This is a genomic window from Egibacteraceae bacterium, from assembly GCA_035540635.1.
Taxonomy (GTDB): domain Bacteria; phylum Actinomycetota; class Nitriliruptoria; order Euzebyales; family Egibacteraceae; genus DATLGH01.
Map to the genome: position 1 here is coordinate 1 of DATLGH010000086.1, position 14,152 is coordinate 14,152.

At 72.1% G+C, this 14,152-nt stretch carries 15 protein-coding genes; all 15 read left to right on the forward strand.

What is annotated here, in order from left to right:
• Positions 1-244 precede the first annotated feature (244 nt).
• The 15 genes from VM324_13600 to ccsB all read left to right on the forward strand — a co-directional run bounded on the left by VM324_13600 (position 245) and on the right by ccsB (position 14,148).
• Entirely contained in the window at positions 245-1,438 is a 1,194-nt protein-coding gene (locus VM324_13600) for an ATP-binding protein (protein HVM00321.1), read from the forward strand.
• 32 nt (positions 1,439-1,470) lie between these two features.
• The gene (locus tag VM324_13605) at positions 1,471-2,472 is read left to right on the forward strand and encodes an aldo/keto reductase (GenBank protein HVM00322.1); all 1,002 of its coding nucleotides are present in this window, start codon (positions 1,471-1,473) and stop codon (positions 2,470-2,472) included.
• A 19-nt stretch (positions 2,473-2,491) separates the two neighbouring features.
• The gene (gene hemL, locus VM324_13610; GenBank protein HVM00323.1) at positions 2,492-3,829 is read left to right on the forward strand and encodes a glutamate-1-semialdehyde 2,1-aminomutase; all 1,338 of its coding nucleotides are present in this window, start codon (positions 2,492-2,494) and stop codon (positions 3,827-3,829) included.
• Positions 3,830-3,900: 71 nt separating this feature from the next.
• Complete coding sequence (locus tag VM324_13615) at positions 3,901-4,518, forward strand: TlpA disulfide reductase family protein (GenBank protein HVM00324.1); 618 nt, start codon at positions 3,901-3,903, stop codon at positions 4,516-4,518.
• A gap of 104 nt (positions 4,519-4,622) precedes the next feature.
• Positions 4,623-5,087, forward strand: coding sequence for a hypothetical protein (locus VM324_13620; protein ID HVM00325.1), 465 nt, complete (start codon positions 4,623-4,625; stop codon positions 5,085-5,087).
• Between the two features lie 105 nt (positions 5,088-5,192).
• Positions 5,193-5,540, forward strand: coding sequence for a 4Fe-4S binding protein (locus VM324_13625; GenBank protein ID HVM00326.1), 348 nt, complete (start codon positions 5,193-5,195; stop codon positions 5,538-5,540).
• A gap of 21 nt (positions 5,541-5,561) precedes the next feature.
• Entirely contained in the window at positions 5,562-6,329 is a 768-nt protein-coding gene (gene extP / locus VM324_13630; protein ID HVM00327.1) for a selenite/tellurite reduction operon b-type cytochrome ExtP, read from the forward strand.
• A gap of 52 nt (positions 6,330-6,381) precedes the next feature.
• Positions 6,382-7,224: a hypothetical protein gene (locus VM324_13635; GenBank protein ID HVM00328.1), complete on the forward strand. Its 843-nt coding sequence runs from the start codon at positions 6,382-6,384 to the stop codon at positions 7,222-7,224.
• 10 nt (positions 7,225-7,234) lie between these two features.
• Positions 7,235-8,035, forward strand: a complete 801-nt coding sequence (locus VM324_13640; GenBank protein ID HVM00329.1) for a Rieske 2Fe-2S domain-containing protein — start codon at positions 7,235-7,237, stop codon at positions 8,033-8,035.
• Between the two features lie 43 nt (positions 8,036-8,078).
• Positions 8,079-9,029: a c-type cytochrome gene (locus VM324_13645; protein ID HVM00330.1), complete on the forward strand. Its 951-nt coding sequence runs from the start codon at positions 8,079-8,081 to the stop codon at positions 9,027-9,029.
• Positions 9,030-9,056: 27 nt separating this feature from the next.
• A complete protein-coding gene (locus VM324_13650) occupies positions 9,057-9,926 on the forward strand; it encodes a hypothetical protein (protein ID HVM00331.1) in 870 nt (289 codons plus the stop codon).
• A gap of 60 nt (positions 9,927-9,986) precedes the next feature.
• Positions 9,987-10,568, forward strand: coding sequence for a TlpA disulfide reductase family protein (locus VM324_13655; protein ID HVM00332.1), 582 nt, complete (start codon positions 9,987-9,989; stop codon positions 10,566-10,568).
• The gene (locus tag VM324_13660; GenBank protein HVM00333.1) at positions 10,561-11,340 is read left to right on the forward strand and encodes a cytochrome c biogenesis protein CcdA; all 780 of its coding nucleotides are present in this window, start codon (positions 10,561-10,563) and stop codon (positions 11,338-11,340) included. The genes VM324_13655 and VM324_13660 overlap by 8 nt, the downstream gene beginning before the upstream one ends.
• 34 nt (positions 11,341-11,374) lie before the next feature.
• Positions 11,375-13,000 carry a cytochrome c biogenesis protein ResB gene (locus VM324_13665; protein HVM00334.1) on the forward strand — a complete coding sequence of 542 codons (1,626 nt, stop codon included), beginning with the start codon at positions 11,375-11,377 and terminating at the stop codon, positions 12,998-13,000.
• Positions 13,000-14,148, forward strand: a complete 1,149-nt coding sequence (gene ccsB, locus VM324_13670) for a c-type cytochrome biogenesis protein CcsB (protein HVM00335.1) — start codon at positions 13,000-13,002, stop codon at positions 14,146-14,148. The genes VM324_13665 and ccsB overlap by 1 nt, the downstream gene beginning before the upstream one ends.
• Positions 14,149-14,152: the final 4 nt, after the last annotated feature.

A 14,152-nucleotide genomic window follows, 5' to 3' on the forward strand; every position in this document is an offset into this window, starting at 1 on the left:
ATCGCCGCCGGGCAAGCCTGCTACGACCGCCAAGCAGCCGCCGGCGTTCAGCCTGAATCCGCCGGGGCACCCCCCGGCAAGAACCCGTGTATGCGCGGGAATCCTGGCTCTGCAAGCCAGCGCCGGACCGCCGGGGCCAACCCCTGGCAAAGAAATCCGCGTATGCGCGGAACCTCGGGTGGAAGCCGCGACATGAGCCCTACCATCCCAACCAACCCTTACCGCAGGATGGTAAAGTTTGGTCATGGCGGTAAACCGCGCACCCGCCGGGGGGCTCGAGCCGGCGGCGAACCCCTACGCCCCCGGGGCGGGGATCCGCCCGCCGCTGCTGGCCGGCCGGGACGCCGAGCTGAACGAGGCGGCCCGGCTCATCGGTCGGGCGGGACTGGGCTACGTGGACCAGCCCCGGCTCGCCGTCGGCGTCAGGGGCGTCGGCAAGACCGTGCTCCTCCTCGCGATCCGCGACGAGGCCCGACGCCACGACGCGGTGACCGTCCACGCCCAGGCGCGGGCCGGCGAGGGGTTCCTCCCGGCGCTGCTGCGCGAGCTCGACATCGAGCTCCGCCGCCGCCGCGGGCCCCGGGGCAGGATCGAGCAGGCGCTCGGGCTCGTGGCCTCGCTCGCGGTCACCGTAGGGGGTGTCCGGGTGACCGCCCGACCGGCGAAGGGGCGCGGTGACTCGGGCGACCTCGCCGTCGACCTCGTCGAGCTGTTCGCCGCGGTGTGCGACGCGGCGGGGACCCCGCTCGTCGTCACCGTCGACGAGCTCGGCGAGCTGAGCGACGCGCAGCTGTCGGCGCTGCTCGTCGCCCTCCAACGCGCCGGCAGCGAGCAGGTGCCCCTCGTCATGCTCGCCGCGGGGCTTCCGGGGGTCCTGCGGCGGGCCGCGGAGGTCGAGTCGTTCGCCGAGCGTCTGTTCGCGGTGTGGGACCTCGGCCCGCTGGCGGACGAGGCTGCCACCGCCGCCGTCGTCGACCCGGCGCGCGACGCCGGCGGGGTCGCGTGGGAGCCCGCCGCCGTGGCGCATCTCGTCGCCGCCGCCGGCGGCTACCCGTTCTACCTCCAGCACTTCGCGGCCACGACGTGGGACACCGCGACGTCCACGCCGATCACCCTCGAGGACACGCGCCTCGGCGTGGAGCGCGCGGAGGCGCGCCTTGCCGACTCCCTGGTCCGCTCACGCCTCGAGCGGCTGTCGGCCAAGGAACGCGAGTACGTCGTCGCGCTCGCCGACCTGGGTCCCGGGGCCCACCGGTCGGGTGCGGTGGCCGCCGCGATGGGCACCGACTCGAGCGCCGTGGCCACGACGCGCAGCAGGCTCATCAGCGCGGGCGTCGTCCACGCCCCCCGCTACGGGCAGGTCGCCTTCACCGTGCCGATGTTCGACCGTTACGTGCGCGAGCAGGGCAGGGAGGGGCGCCCCCGGGCACGGCGATAGGATCGGCAGCACACCCGAGCAGGAGCACCCCCATGCGTTACCGCGAGCTCGCCCCCGGCATCCAGGTCAGCGAGGTCGGCTTCGGCAACTGGACGATGACCACCGGCTGGTGGGGCACCTACACCGAGGAGCAGGCGGTCGACCTGCACCGCGCCGGCTTCGACGCGGGGATCACCTTCTTCGACACGTCGAACGCCTACGCCGAGGGGTACGCCGAGGAGGTCCTCGCCAAGGCGCTCGGCGGCGTGCGCGACGAGATCGTCATCGCGACGAAGTTCGGCTACGACCTCGAGGCGACCGGCGCCCGACGGGGGCAGCAGGAGCGGCCCCACCGCACCGACATCGCGAGCGTGCGCCGCGACCTCGACGACAGCCTGCGGCGTCTGCGCACCGACCGCATCGACCTCTACCAGCTCCACAACCCCCGCATGGGCCATCTCGACGACGACGAGCTGTTCGCCTTCCTCGAAGAGGCCCGCGGCGCGGGAAAGATCCGTGCGTACGGCATCGCCCTCGGGCCGAAGATCGGCTGGCGCGACGAGGGGGTGCACGGCATGAGCACCCGAGACCTCGCGAGCGTCCAGATGATCTACAACCTCCTCGAGCAGGACCCCGGCCGCGACCTGCTCACCGCCGCCCGGGAGCGCGGCACCCGCATGATCGTGCGGGTCCCGCACTCCAGCGGGATGCTCGAGGGCAACCTGACCGCCGACACGGTGTTCCCCGCGGGCGACCACCGCCGCCACCGGCCCCGCAGCTGGCTCGTCGAGGGCGTGAAGAAGGTGGAGCGCCTGCGGTTCCTCGAGGAGCCCGGCCGCACCCTCGGCCAGGCGGCGCTTCGCTGGGTCCTCGCCGACGACCAGGTGGCCTCGACCCTGCCGAACATCTACTCGCGCGCCGAGATCGAGGAGTTCGCCGCCGCCTCGGACGTTCCGGACCTCAGCGAGGACGAGCTCGCCCGCGTCGCCGGGCTCTACGCCGACAACTTCGGGGTCGTGCCGGAGAGCGACCGCACGACGAAGGTCAACGCCTGATGGGGGCGCGACCGGCGCCATGACCACCTCGACGCCGAGCACCGCCCTGAGCGAGGTGCTCTACGCCCGGGCACAGGCGGTGATACCGGGCGGGGTGAACTCGCCGGTGCGCGCCTTCCGCGGCGTCGGCGGCACGCCGCGCTTCATGGCGTCGGGGGCGGGGGCGGTCATCCGCGACGTCGACGGCAACGCCTACCGCGACTACGTGATGAGCTGGGGTCCGCTCATCGCCGGGCACGCTCACCCGGGCGTCCTGGCCGCCGCCCGCGACGCGCTCGAGCGCGGGTCGAGCTTCGGCGCGCCCACCGCCGCGGAGGTGGAGCTCGCCGAGGAGATCCGCGAGCGCTACCCCGCCGCCGAGCGGGTGCGTCTCGTGAGCAGCGGCACCGAGGCCGGCATGAGCGCCGTCCGCGTCGCCCGCGGCGCGACGGGACGGGACAGGATCGTGAAGTTCGCCGGCCACTACCACGGCCACGCGGACGCGCTGCTCGCCGCCGCCGGCAGCGGCGTGGCCACGTTCGGGCTGCCCGACTCGCCGGGGGTCACGAAGGCGGCCGTGGCCGACACGATCGTCGTGGCGTGGAACGACCGTTCCGCGGTCGAAGCCGCCTTCGCCGAGCACGGTGCCGAGGTCGCCGCGCTCGTGTGCGAGCCGGTCGCGGCGAACATGGGCGTCGTGCCTCCCGAACCGGGCTTCCTCGCCTTCCTCCACGACGTCACCACCCGCCACGGGGCGCTGCTGTGCTTCGACGAGGTCATGACGGGCTTCCGGCTGGCCCGCGGCGGGGCTGCGGAGCTCTACGGGGTCAGCCCGGACCTCGTGACGTTCGGGAAGGTCGTCGGCGGTGGCTTCCCCCTCGCGGCCTTCGGTGGCTCCGCCGAGGTGATGGACCACCTCGCCCCGGTCGGCCCCGTCTACCAGGCCGGCACCTTGAGCGGCAACCCCGTCGCCGTCGCCGCCGGCCAGGCACAGCTGGGCCTGCTCGACGGCGACGCCTACGCCCTGATCGACGGGCTCGCCGACCGGCTCGTCACCGGGCTTGCGGCTGCCTTCGCCGCCGCGGGGGTCGCCGCGGTCGTGCAGCGGGCCGGCAACCTCTTCGGGCTCTTCTTCACGCCCCCCGGCGGCGACGGCGGTCCGGTCCGCGACTACGCGGGAGCCCGCGCGGCCGACCACGCCCGCTACGCGGCGTTCTTCACCGGCATGCTCGCGCGGGGCCACTACCTGCCCCCGTCCGGCTACGAGGCGCTGTTCGTGAGCCTCGCCCACACCCCCGAGGACATCGACGCGACGGTCGCCGCCGCGGCCGAGGTCCTCGAAGCCGCCGGGTGGGACCGCGACCCCCCGGACCCGTGAGCGGGAAGGGTCCCCGGCGCGGGCCGGCTGCGGGCGCAACGACGACCGCAACCCGCGTACGCTGAAACCTAATGGACACCAGGTCGGAGGCGGGGCGCACCCCGTCGAGGGGGCGCGCGACCTTTCTGCTCAGCCTCGCCATGGGCATCGCCTTCGTCGTGACCGCGCTCGCCGTCACCGCGCTCGTCAGCGGCCGGCAGAGCGCCGACCCCGGCGTTGGCGCCGCAGAAGAGCCGGGCCTGGGGCCCATCAGCGGCCCGGCGTCCGCGCCCCTGCCCGACGCCACCCTCGAGGCCTTCGACGAGGGCGCCGACCCGGTGGCGCTCGGCGCGTTCCGGGGAAGCCCCCTCGTGGTGAACTTCTGGGCCACATGGTGCGCGCCGTGCGTGGCGGAGATGCCCGACCTCCAGGCGGTCGCGGAGGCGACCGCCGGTCGGGCGGTCTTCCTCGGCGTCAACTACCGCGACCCGGACCGGCAGGCCGCCCGCTCCTTCACCTCCGAGCTCGGCATCACCTACGCGCTCGCCGCCGACCCCCATGGACGGTTCCTCGCCGACGTCGGCGGGGTGGGGATGCCGACCACGTTGTTCGTCGACCCCGACGGCACGGTGGTGTACCGCCACACGGGCGCCCTCGACCGCGAGCAGCTCCAGGCGCTGCTCGCCGAACATCTCGACGTCGATGCCTGACGGTCGCCGGGTAGCCCGGAGGCGCGAGTTGGCGGTCAACCCGCCCCACCGGGTAAAGTTCGGGGCGCGGAGAGGTCGGTCGGACCGCGACAGAAGGGGCAGGCGTGGAGTGGCTGGGTGACTTCTTCCGCGCCCTGCCGCAGGCGCTGCAGGCGCTCTGGCGGTTCGGGGACGGCTTCTACGGTCTTGCGGTCATGCTCGGCTACGCGGGGCTCGCGCTGCTGTTCGTCTTCCTGGCGCTGAAGCTCCGCCCCACGCGCGGGTGGCTCTCGTCCATCTTCGGCATCATGGCGGCCACCATAGGGTTCTTCTGGGGGTTCGGCATCCTGCCGTCCGCATGGGTGTACTTCGCCGACGGCCACCGCGAGCTGCTCGAGGGCACCGTCATCCCCTCGGCCCTGCCGGGAGCGGAGAACTTCTACGAGGTCTTCCGCGACTCCGTCGTCATGGTGCTCACCGGACTGGGCGTCGCCGGCTTCTGCCTGGCGGCCCTCGCCATACAGAGGCGCTACCCGAGGGCACTCGTCGAGGGGGAGGAGGCTGGACCGAGGACGGGTGGCTACAAGTAGGGCAGAGTTGGGGCACCATGGGAGGGGACCGACGACCGCGGTCCCCCGGGACGGACACGGTCCTGCCCGGGACGCCACCAACAGCGATGTGAACAGGACGCCGAGATGGGACTGACCGACCAGGGCCTCCACCCGGAGATCTTCGACGACTACCGGATCGAGACCGTCGACCCGAACTGGTTGCAGGAGCGGGTGAAGCCCAAGCGCCACATCGGGCTCACGCCCGAGCTGTGCATCCTCTGCCGGGCCTGCGAGGACGTGTGCCCCTGGGAGTGCATCTTCATGATGGCGCCCGGCATCATCAAGGAGGCGGAGAACCCCGAGGTGCTCACGCTTGCCAACACCGCCTCCGCCGTCTTCGTCATCGACGACAACGAGTGCACCCGCTGCTCCATCTGCGTGGAGCGCTGCCCGTCCGACGCACTGTGGCTGGGCCGAGTCGCCAACAACTGAACAACTGATAGGAACGGCTGCGTGAGCAGGATCCCGTCGCCCGGCGAGCTGAAGAAGCGCGCGCAGGACAACGTCATATGGAAGTCGATCTTCCGGCCGGGCTCGATCTACCGGAAGGGCTATCGCGACACCTCGCGCGACCGCGCCCTCGCGGCCATGAACAACCTGCTCTACCACCTGCACCCGGTGAAGGTGAAGCGCCACGGGCTCAAGCTCACCTACACCTACTGTCTCGGTGGCCTGAGCTTCTTCCTGTTCATCCTGCTGACGATCACCGGCATCTTCCTCATGTTCTTCTACCGGCCCGCCGCCGGTCCGGGGAACGAGCTCGCCTACATCGACATGCAGAACCTCCGGGACACCGTCGCCTTCGGCGAGCTGGTACGCAACCTCCACCGGTGGGGGGCGCACGCCATGGTCCTCACGGTCTTCCTCCACATGGCGCGGGTCTTCTACCACGGCGCCTACAAGCCGCCGCGGGAGTTCAACTGGGTCGTCGGCATCATCCTGCTCGTGCTCACGCTCCTGCTGTCGTTCACCGGCTACCTGCTCCCGTGGGACCAGCTCGCGCTCTGGGCGGTGCAGGTCGGCACGAACATGGCCGGGTTCACCCCGGTGTTCGGTCAACAGGTGCAGTTCGTGCTCATCGGCGGCGTGGAGGTCGGGCCCGACACCCTGTTGCGCTGGTACGTCCTCCACGTCCTCGCGCTCCCGTTCATCCTCACGATCTTCCTCGCGGTGCACTTCTGGCGCATCCGCAAGGACGGCGGCATCTCCGGTCCCCTGTAGGAACAACTGACCTTCACCCTCCCCGTCACCACCCTCTCCCGAGGAACCCGCGATGGCTGAAGAAGTCGAGATGGACCAGCAGGTCTACGACGACCTGATCGCGCAGGGCAAGAGCGAGCGCATCGCCCGGGCGAAGGCCAAGGCTGCCGCCGTGCGGGCGAAGAAGGGCACCGACGGCGACGGGGCGGGCGCGTCCGAGGGGGCCAAGCCCGCAGCGGCCGCCGCATCCGCCGGGGGCGCCCCGCAGGCGGGCGGCGGCGAGTCCCCGGCCGGGGTGGCGACCCAGCCGCGCACGGGCACGGCGCTCACCCCCGAAGAGCGCCAGGCTCGGGTGAAGGCGGCGCTCGCCCAACGTGGCAACGGCGGAGGTCAGCAGACAGCCAGCCGCCTCGCCGACCAGCAGCACACGCACCGGCTGCTCGCCATGGTGCCGCCCACGGGCATCCAGCAGATCCGCTCCAAGCAGGAGGACAAGGTCTACACCTGGCCCCACCTCATCACCGCGGAGTTCCTGGCGCTCATGGCGGTGACCGCATTCCTCACCGTGTTCTCGCTCTTCATGAGCGCGCCCCTGCTCGAGCTCGCCAACGCCCAGGTCACCCCCGACCCGTCGAAGGCGCCGTGGTACTTCATGGGCCTGCAGGAGATGCTCGCCTACTTCCACCCGATGATCGCCGGCGTCACGATCCCCACGATCGGGATCATCATCGGCATGGCGCTTCCCTACATCGACAAGAACCCGTCGGTGCGCCCCGAGAACCGGAAGACCGCCATCGTGGGCTTCACCTTCGCCCTGATCTTCAACGCGACGCTCGTCACGGTCGGTTCGTTCTTCCGCGGTCCGGGGTTCAACTGGGTGTGGCCGTGGGTGGACGGCATGTGGTTCGTGCTGTAAGGAGTTCGAGATGTCAACCCTCGCGTTCGTGCTCACCGCCATGACGGCCGGTCTGCTCGCGCTCGCGTACTGGTGGATCCGTCGCTGCAACCCCGCGGCGGCCCTCGACGGCCCGCCGTCCCTCGCGCTGCGCCCGCTGTCGACGGACTGCGAGATCGGGCGCCAGCTGCAGATGGCGTCCGCCGCGGGGGCGGCCGGCGCCGGCACCCCGCGCGGGTCGGGCGGCGGCGCGGGTGCCGCCACGGCACCCCAGCGCAAGAAGCCCACGGGGCCGTCCCGGCGGGCGTTCCTGCGGGGCTCGCTCGCGTTCGGCTGGCTCGGCGTCCTCGGCGGCTTCAGCGCGGCGTCACTCGCCTACCTCTGGCCGGACCTGCGCGGCGGGTTCGGCGCGGTGCTCGACGCGGGCGACGAGGAGGAGATCCTCGAGGACATCCGCTCCAACCGCGAGCCTTACGAGTTCGGCCCCGGCCGGACCTACTTCGTCGAGTACAACGAGGCGGAGGACCCTGACGGCGTCTACGCCGACCTGACGAACGGCGCGCGCATCATGGCGCTGTACTGGACGTGCGTGCACCTCGGGTGCAAGGTCCCGTGGTGCGCGAGCGCGCAGTGGCTCGAGTGCGCCTGCCACGGCTCTGCGTACAACCGCTGGGGGGAGTACCAGGACGGACCCGCGCCGCGGGGCCTCGACCGGTTCCGCGTGGAGATCCAGGACGGGGTGGTCATGGTCGACACCTCGGTCGTCGTGAGCGGCCCCTCGCGAGGCGCCGGCGTGCTCGACCAGCCGCGCGAGGGCCCCAGTTGCATATAGCGGCGGCCGGCTCGCCTCCCAAGCTGCGCAAAGGCAGACACCTGTGACCTCAACGACCCTCGCGGTGGCGATCCTCGCCCTCGCCGGCCTTGCGGTGCTCGGCTTCATCGTCGTGAACGCCCGCCGGCCGAAGCGGGCGTTCGAGGACGTGCCGCCGGCCATGCGTCCGGGGTACTCCGACGAGGAGCTCGAGAAGACCGTCATCGAGCGCTACATGGCGTGGGGCGTCGTGCTGACCTTGTTCTTCGCGGTGTTCTTCCCCCTCTACTGGCTGAACGAGACCCGCAGGCTCAACACCGAGCAGCAGAACTTCTACGTGCAGTCGGTGGTGCGCGGCGAGGAGGACTACCTCCTGCTGTGCTCGCAGTGCCACGGCAGCCAGGGCCAGGGCGGCGCCGCGTCCGCCCCGGACGACCCTGCGAGCGTGTGGCCGGCGCCTGCCCTGAACAACATCGTCGCGCGCTACCAGGAAAACTCCAACATCACCGACATCGAGGACTTCATCATCTCCACGATCGAGCGTGGTCGTCCCGGCACCCCGATGCCCGCGTGGGGCCGCGCCTACGACGGCCCCCTCGTCGACGAGCAGATACAGAACATCACGAACTGGATCCTCGCCCACCAGATCGACCCGGAGGAGGACCCGGAGGCGATCACCCAGGCCTCCGACGCCATCGGCGTCGGCGGTGAGGAGCTCTACCAGAACAACTGCGCGAAGTGTCACGGCGCGGCGCTCGAAGGCGGCGTCGCCCCGTCGCTCGTCGGGGTGTTCGAGCGGCACACCGAGGCGCAGGTCCTCGCCATCCTCCGCCACGGCATCTACGTGCCGACTGGGGCGATCATGCCGCCGTGGCAGGAGGGCTACACGTACGAGGGCGCCCGGTACACCGACAGCGCGCTACGGCGCATCGTCGAGTACATCCGGGCCCAGCAGCCGGCTGAGCCCCCCCAAGGTGACGAGGACGCCAGCCCCGGAGCGGTCGCGGCGCGGTAGCGCGCCCAAGGCGGACAGGACGAGACGGTGCAGCTGCTCACAGACCTCACGATCTTCGGCGCGCAGGGCGTCCCGGGGACATCCCCCTCGGCCCGGCTCGCGGTCCCCCTCGGCATCCTCGTCTTCTACGGCAGCATCTACCTCCTGCTGCGCGCGAACCTCGGCACCCGTCGCGCGTACCTCGTCCTCGCCACGTCGTTCTTCGGCTTCATGATCATCATGAGCCTGTTCTGGACGCTCGGCGCACCCGGGACCCCCCAGGCGGCGGGCCCCACGTACCTGCCGACCCAGCCGTCGGATGCCTACCAGCCGACGTGGACGCCGTTCGCCGGCGACAGCCTCGTGGCCGAGCGTCCCGACTATGCGTTCGTGCAGGACTACCCCGACGGGTTCGGTGAGGTTCCCGAGGACTTCGCCCGCACCGGCAACGCCGGTGTGGAGTCCACCCTGAGCTTCTTCGCCGAGAGTGGCCGCCAGCCGGTCAGCGGCTTCGACTCCGACTGGGAGCCCGTGGAGGTTCTCTACGCCGAGGCGCCGAACGGCTTCCCGGTCGTGGCCGTCACCTTCCAGGAGCCGCCTCCGGAGGAGGGTGCCGAGGCGGAGGCCGGGGCGGAGCCGGACGCGGAAGCCGGGGGGGAGGCTGACGTCGAGGCCGCCCCTGAGGCCGAGGCCGAGGGCGACGACCCGGCGGGCGACCCCGCGGAGGAGCCGGAGACGGTTACGCTCTTCGCCTTCTACGACGAGGGGGCGCCGCTCTTCCCCGGGTTCGTGTTCATCGGCCTGTCGCTGCTCGGCTTCCTGCTGCACGCGGCCCTGCTGAACGCCGACGAGGGGCGGGAGCAGCGCGAGCTCGCCGAGCTGGCGCCCGAGGAGGAGAAGGTGCCCGCCGGCGCCTGAGGGTCCCGCCCGCCCCGGCGGCCTGCGCCGGCTGGGGGGGCCACTAAGATGGACGGTGCGATGCGTCTCCTCTCGCTCCGCCGTCTCTTCCTGTGCGTGGCCCTCACCGTGGCGGTGACCGCATGCGGGGTCGGCGGTGGGCAGGAGTCGGCGGCCGGCCGCTTCGTCGAGGGTGCGGGCGCCGCCGTCTTCGCGGTGTCCGACCGCGAGCCGGCGCCGGCCGTGGCGGGGGAGACCCTCGACGGCGAGCACCTCGAACTCAGCGACCTCGAGGGACCCGTGCTCGTCAACTTCTGGGCCTCGTGGTGCGGGCCGTGCGTGCGGGAGGCCCCGCACCTCGCCGCCATCGCCGAGCAGTACGCGTCCCGGGGCCTGCACGTCGTCGGCGTCAACGTGAAGGACCAGTCGGTCGCCAACGCGCGGAGCTTCGAGCGCGACCACGCCATCCCCTACCCGTCCTGGTACGACGAGGCGGCGGTCATCGCCGCGTCGTTCGGGGGGATCGGGCCGGGCGCGCTGCCCTCCACGCTCCTGCTCGACGCCGAGCACCGGGTTGCGGTCCGGCTCTTCGGCGCGGTCACCGCGATGCAGCTCGCGCCGCACCTCGAGGAGCTGCTCGCCGAGGGCACCGGAGATGATTGAGTGCGCGAACGCCGTCTGCGCGCTCGTCACCGACGCGAACGTCCTGCTCGCGGCGGCGGTGGCGTTCGCCGCCGGGGTCGTGTCGTTCGCCTCTCCCTGCGTCGTCCCGCTCGTCCCCGGTTACCTGTCCTACATGACCGGCCTGTCGGGCGCGGAGCTCGCAACGGGGCAGGGCCACAACCGCCTGCGCGTCCTCGGCGGTGGGCTGCTGTTCACGCTCGGGTTCGCGGTGCCGTTCACCCTGCTCGGCCTCGTCGGCGCCACCCTCGCCGTCACCCTCCAGCACCGCCCCTGGCAGATCGCGATGGGCGTGCTCGTCGCGATCCTCGGGCTGGCCTTCACCGGTCTGCTGCCGTTCGACCTCCTCGAACGCGAACGGCGCATCAGCGACGTCGCCATCGACCGGGGGATGCTCGGGGCGATGCCCCTCGGGTTCGTGTTCGGCGTGGGCTGGGTGCCCTGCGTCGGTCCGGCGCTCGGCGCCATCCTCACCCTCGGCGCGGCCACGACGGCGGCCGGCGGCACACCGGTGCGCGGTGCGGTGCTCGCCTTCGTCTACGCGCTCGGCCTCGGACTGCCGTTCGTCCTCTTCGGGCTCGCCTTCCACCATGCCGGCGGCGCGCTCGGCTTTCTGCGCAGGAACGCGCGGGCGTTCCAGGTGGGGGGCGGGCTGATGCTCACGGCGGTGGGCGTGGCGATCGCCACGGGCCTGTGGGACCTGTTCATCGACGCGCTGCGCCCGATGATCCAGGGCTTCGAGCCGCCGATCTGACCGCGCTCATGTACAGCAGCGACAGGCTCCCAAGGTGACCGAGACCACCGCGCCGGCCGAGACGCGCCCGCGCCCGCCGCACCCCGGCGGCGGCGGGCGCCTGCCGGTGATCCCGGGCCCATGGGAGACCGCCGTGCGGGCGTGGCGGCGGCTGCGCCGCATGTCCACGGCGCTCATGCTGCTGTTCGCCCTGGCGGTGACGAGCATCCTCGCCACCTTCATCCCCCAGCAGCCGCTCGTGCCGACGACGGTGGCGGACTGGCGCACCGGTGAGGCGGGGCCCGGCGCGGCGGTGGCGCAGGCGTTCGACGCCCTGGGCCTCTTCGACGTCTTCGGCACGTGGTGGTTCACGGCCCTGACCGTCCTGCTGTTCGTGAGCCTCACCGGCTGCCTCCTGCCCCGATGGCGCGCCTTCGCCCGGGTGGTGCGCCGCCGCCCCGTGGCCGGCCGCAACCTCACGCGCTTGACGAACCACCGCGAGATCGTGTCCGAGGCGACCCCCGACGCGGTGCTCGCCGCGGCAGACCGCCTGCTCGCCCGCAACCGCTTCCGGCGCCGGCGGCTGCCCGCCTCGCAGACCGCCTCGGGACGCCGGCAGGTCGCCGGCGAGCGCGGGCACTGGCGGGAAGGTGGCAGCCTCGTCTTCCACACCTCCTTCTACCTGCTGCTCGCCGGCGCGGTGATCGCCCACACGTACGGCTTCACCGGGCAGCTCAACATCGTCGAGGGCTCGAGCTTCGCCGACACCCGCATCTCCTACGGGCTGGCCCAGCCGGGCCGCTCGTTCGGCCTGGACGACCACCGGGGGTTCGTCGTCACCCTCGACGACTTCACCGTCCGGTACCACGACGCAGAGGTCGCCGGTGGCTGGCTGGCGAGCGACTTCGTGTCGACCATCACCATCAGCGAGGACGGCCGGGCGGTGCGCACCGAGCAGGTGCGCGTCAACCATCCCGTCAAGCACGACGGCATGAAGATCTACCAGGCGCGCTTCGGCATGGCGCCGCGCGTCGTCGTGCGCGCCGGGGACACGGTCGTCTTCGACGAGCGGGTCATGCTCTCCGACGCGGGCTCGGGGGTGTGGACCGGTGTGGCGAAGGTCTCCACCGGCGGGGGCAGCGGCGACGACGCACGCCCGCAGATCGCCCTCGACATGGTGTTCCTCGCCAACGCCGCCGTCGACGACAGCGGGGTGCCCTACAGCCGCTCACCCGAAGCGGACAACCCCCGCCTCATCGCCGACCTCTACGTCGGCGACCTCGGCCTCGAGCGGCCGGTTCCGGCGAGCGAGTTCGACCGGGAGGAGGGCACGCGGCTGGACCCACCGGCGATCCTCGCCGAGGGCGGATCGGCCGCCATGGCCGGGGGCAACCTCACCGTCGAGTTCCCCGAGCTCGCGATGTGGTCGGGTTTCCAGGTGAGCCACGCGCCCGCCCGGTGGCTGCTGCTGCTCGCCGGGATGCTCATGCTCACCGGGCTGCTACCATCCCTCTACAGCTACCGGCGTCGGCTGTGGGTGGAGGCCTGTGAGGCCGACGGCCCCACCCGCGTGACGATCGCGGGGGTGGCCCTCCAGCGAAAGACCGCGTTCGCCGACGAGTTCGCCCGTCTCGCCGGCGAGCTCGAGTTCCAACTCCAGGTGAAGGAGAAGGCCGGCTGATGGTCAACACGGCGCTCGCCGAGACGTCCACCACCCTCTTCCACGCGGCGTTCCTCACCTACATCGTCGCCATGGTCGGGTACTTCTTCCGCCTCGCGTTCACCCACGTGCGGGCCGACGGCACGGCGGCCGGCACCCGTGCCGGCACCCGCGTCGGCCAGCTCGGCACCGCCCTCGCAGTGCTCGGCGTCGCCCTGCACGCGGGCAGCGTCCTCACGCGCGGCTTGTCGGTCATGCGCGTCCCGCTCGGCAACATGTACGAGTACTCCTCGTTCATGGCCCTCGTCGCCATCGCCGTCGGTCTCCTCGTCGTCCAGCGGCGGATGGGCTACGGCCACGTCATGGGCTTCGTGCTCGCTGCCGGGATCCTCATGATGGCCTCGGGCCTGCTGCTGTTCGTCGAGGCCAGCCCGGTCATGCCGGCCCTGCAGAGCTACTGGCTGAAGATCCACGTGTCGTCGATGATGGCCTCCGGCGCGATCTTCATGGTCGCCTTCGCGGTCACGGCGCTCTACCTCGTCAAGGACACGGCCGAGCGCCGGGTCTTCCGCCAGGGGCGCATCGGGGCGTCGTCGGTCGGGGCGGCGAAGGTCGCGCCGCCCGAGGAGGACCGGCCCCCGGGCTACGAGGCGGACGGTGACCTCGACGGTCGTGGTCCGCTCGCGGCCCTCGCGCAACGCGACGTCCTGTCGCCGGTGCTGTTCCCGGTCGTGCCGTTCCTCGTCGTCGGCGTGTTCACCCTCGTGGTATGGCGCGCGCCGGCCGCGGCGCTCATCGCATCGAGCGTGGCGGCGCTGCTCGGCACCGCCGCCTGGTACGCCGTGCCGACGCTGCCGTCGGCCGCCCGGCTCGACAACCTCGCCTACCGCGTCATCGCGTTCGGCTTCCCGATCTTCACCTTCGGGGTCATCGCCGGGGCGATCTGGGCGGAGGAGGCATGGGGCCGCTACTGGGGCTGGGACCCGAAGGAGACCGGCTCGTTCTTCACGTGGACGCTCTACGCGGCCTACCTGCACGCCCGCTCGACGGTGGGTTGGCGCGGCCGGCGGGCCGCCTGGGTGGCGGTGACCGCCTTCGTGGCGCTCATGGTCACCTACTACGCGGTGAACCTCTGGGTCGTCGGCCTGCACTCCTACGCGGGCGTGTAGGTCC

What these genes read in the sequence shown, in the direction of transcription:
- VM324_13635 (HVM00328.1), top strand. Translation starts at nt 6,382, where the DNA reads ATGGCTGAAGAAGTCGAGATGGACCAGCAGGTCTACGACGACCTGATC.
- VM324_13640 (HVM00329.1), top strand. Translation starts at nt 7,235, where the DNA reads ATGTCAACCCTCGCGTTCGTGCTCACCGCCATGACGGCCGGTCTGCTC.
- hemL (HVM00323.1), top strand. Translation starts at nt 2,492, where the DNA reads ATGACCACCTCGACGCCGAGCACCGCCCTGAGCGAGGTGCTCTACGCC.
- VM324_13615 (HVM00324.1), top strand. Translation starts at nt 3,901, where the DNA reads ATGGACACCAGGTCGGAGGCGGGGCGCACCCCGTCGAGGGGGCGCGCG.
- VM324_13605 (HVM00322.1), top strand. Translation starts at nt 1,471, where the DNA reads ATGCGTTACCGCGAGCTCGCCCCCGGCATCCAGGTCAGCGAGGTCGGC.
- VM324_13600 (HVM00321.1), top strand. Translation starts at nt 245, where the DNA reads ATGGCGGTAAACCGCGCACCCGCCGGGGGGCTCGAGCCGGCGGCGAAC.
- VM324_13625 (HVM00326.1), top strand. Translation starts at nt 5,193, where the DNA reads ATGGGACTGACCGACCAGGGCCTCCACCCGGAGATCTTCGACGACTAC.
- VM324_13655 (HVM00332.1), top strand. Translation starts at nt 9,987, where the DNA reads ATGCGTCTCCTCTCGCTCCGCCGTCTCTTCCTGTGCGTGGCCCTCACC.
- VM324_13660 (HVM00333.1), top strand. Translation starts at nt 10,561, where the DNA reads ATGATTGAGTGCGCGAACGCCGTCTGCGCGCTCGTCACCGACGCGAAC.
- ccsB (HVM00335.1), top strand. Translation starts at nt 13,000, where the DNA reads ATGGTCAACACGGCGCTCGCCGAGACGTCCACCACCCTCTTCCACGCG.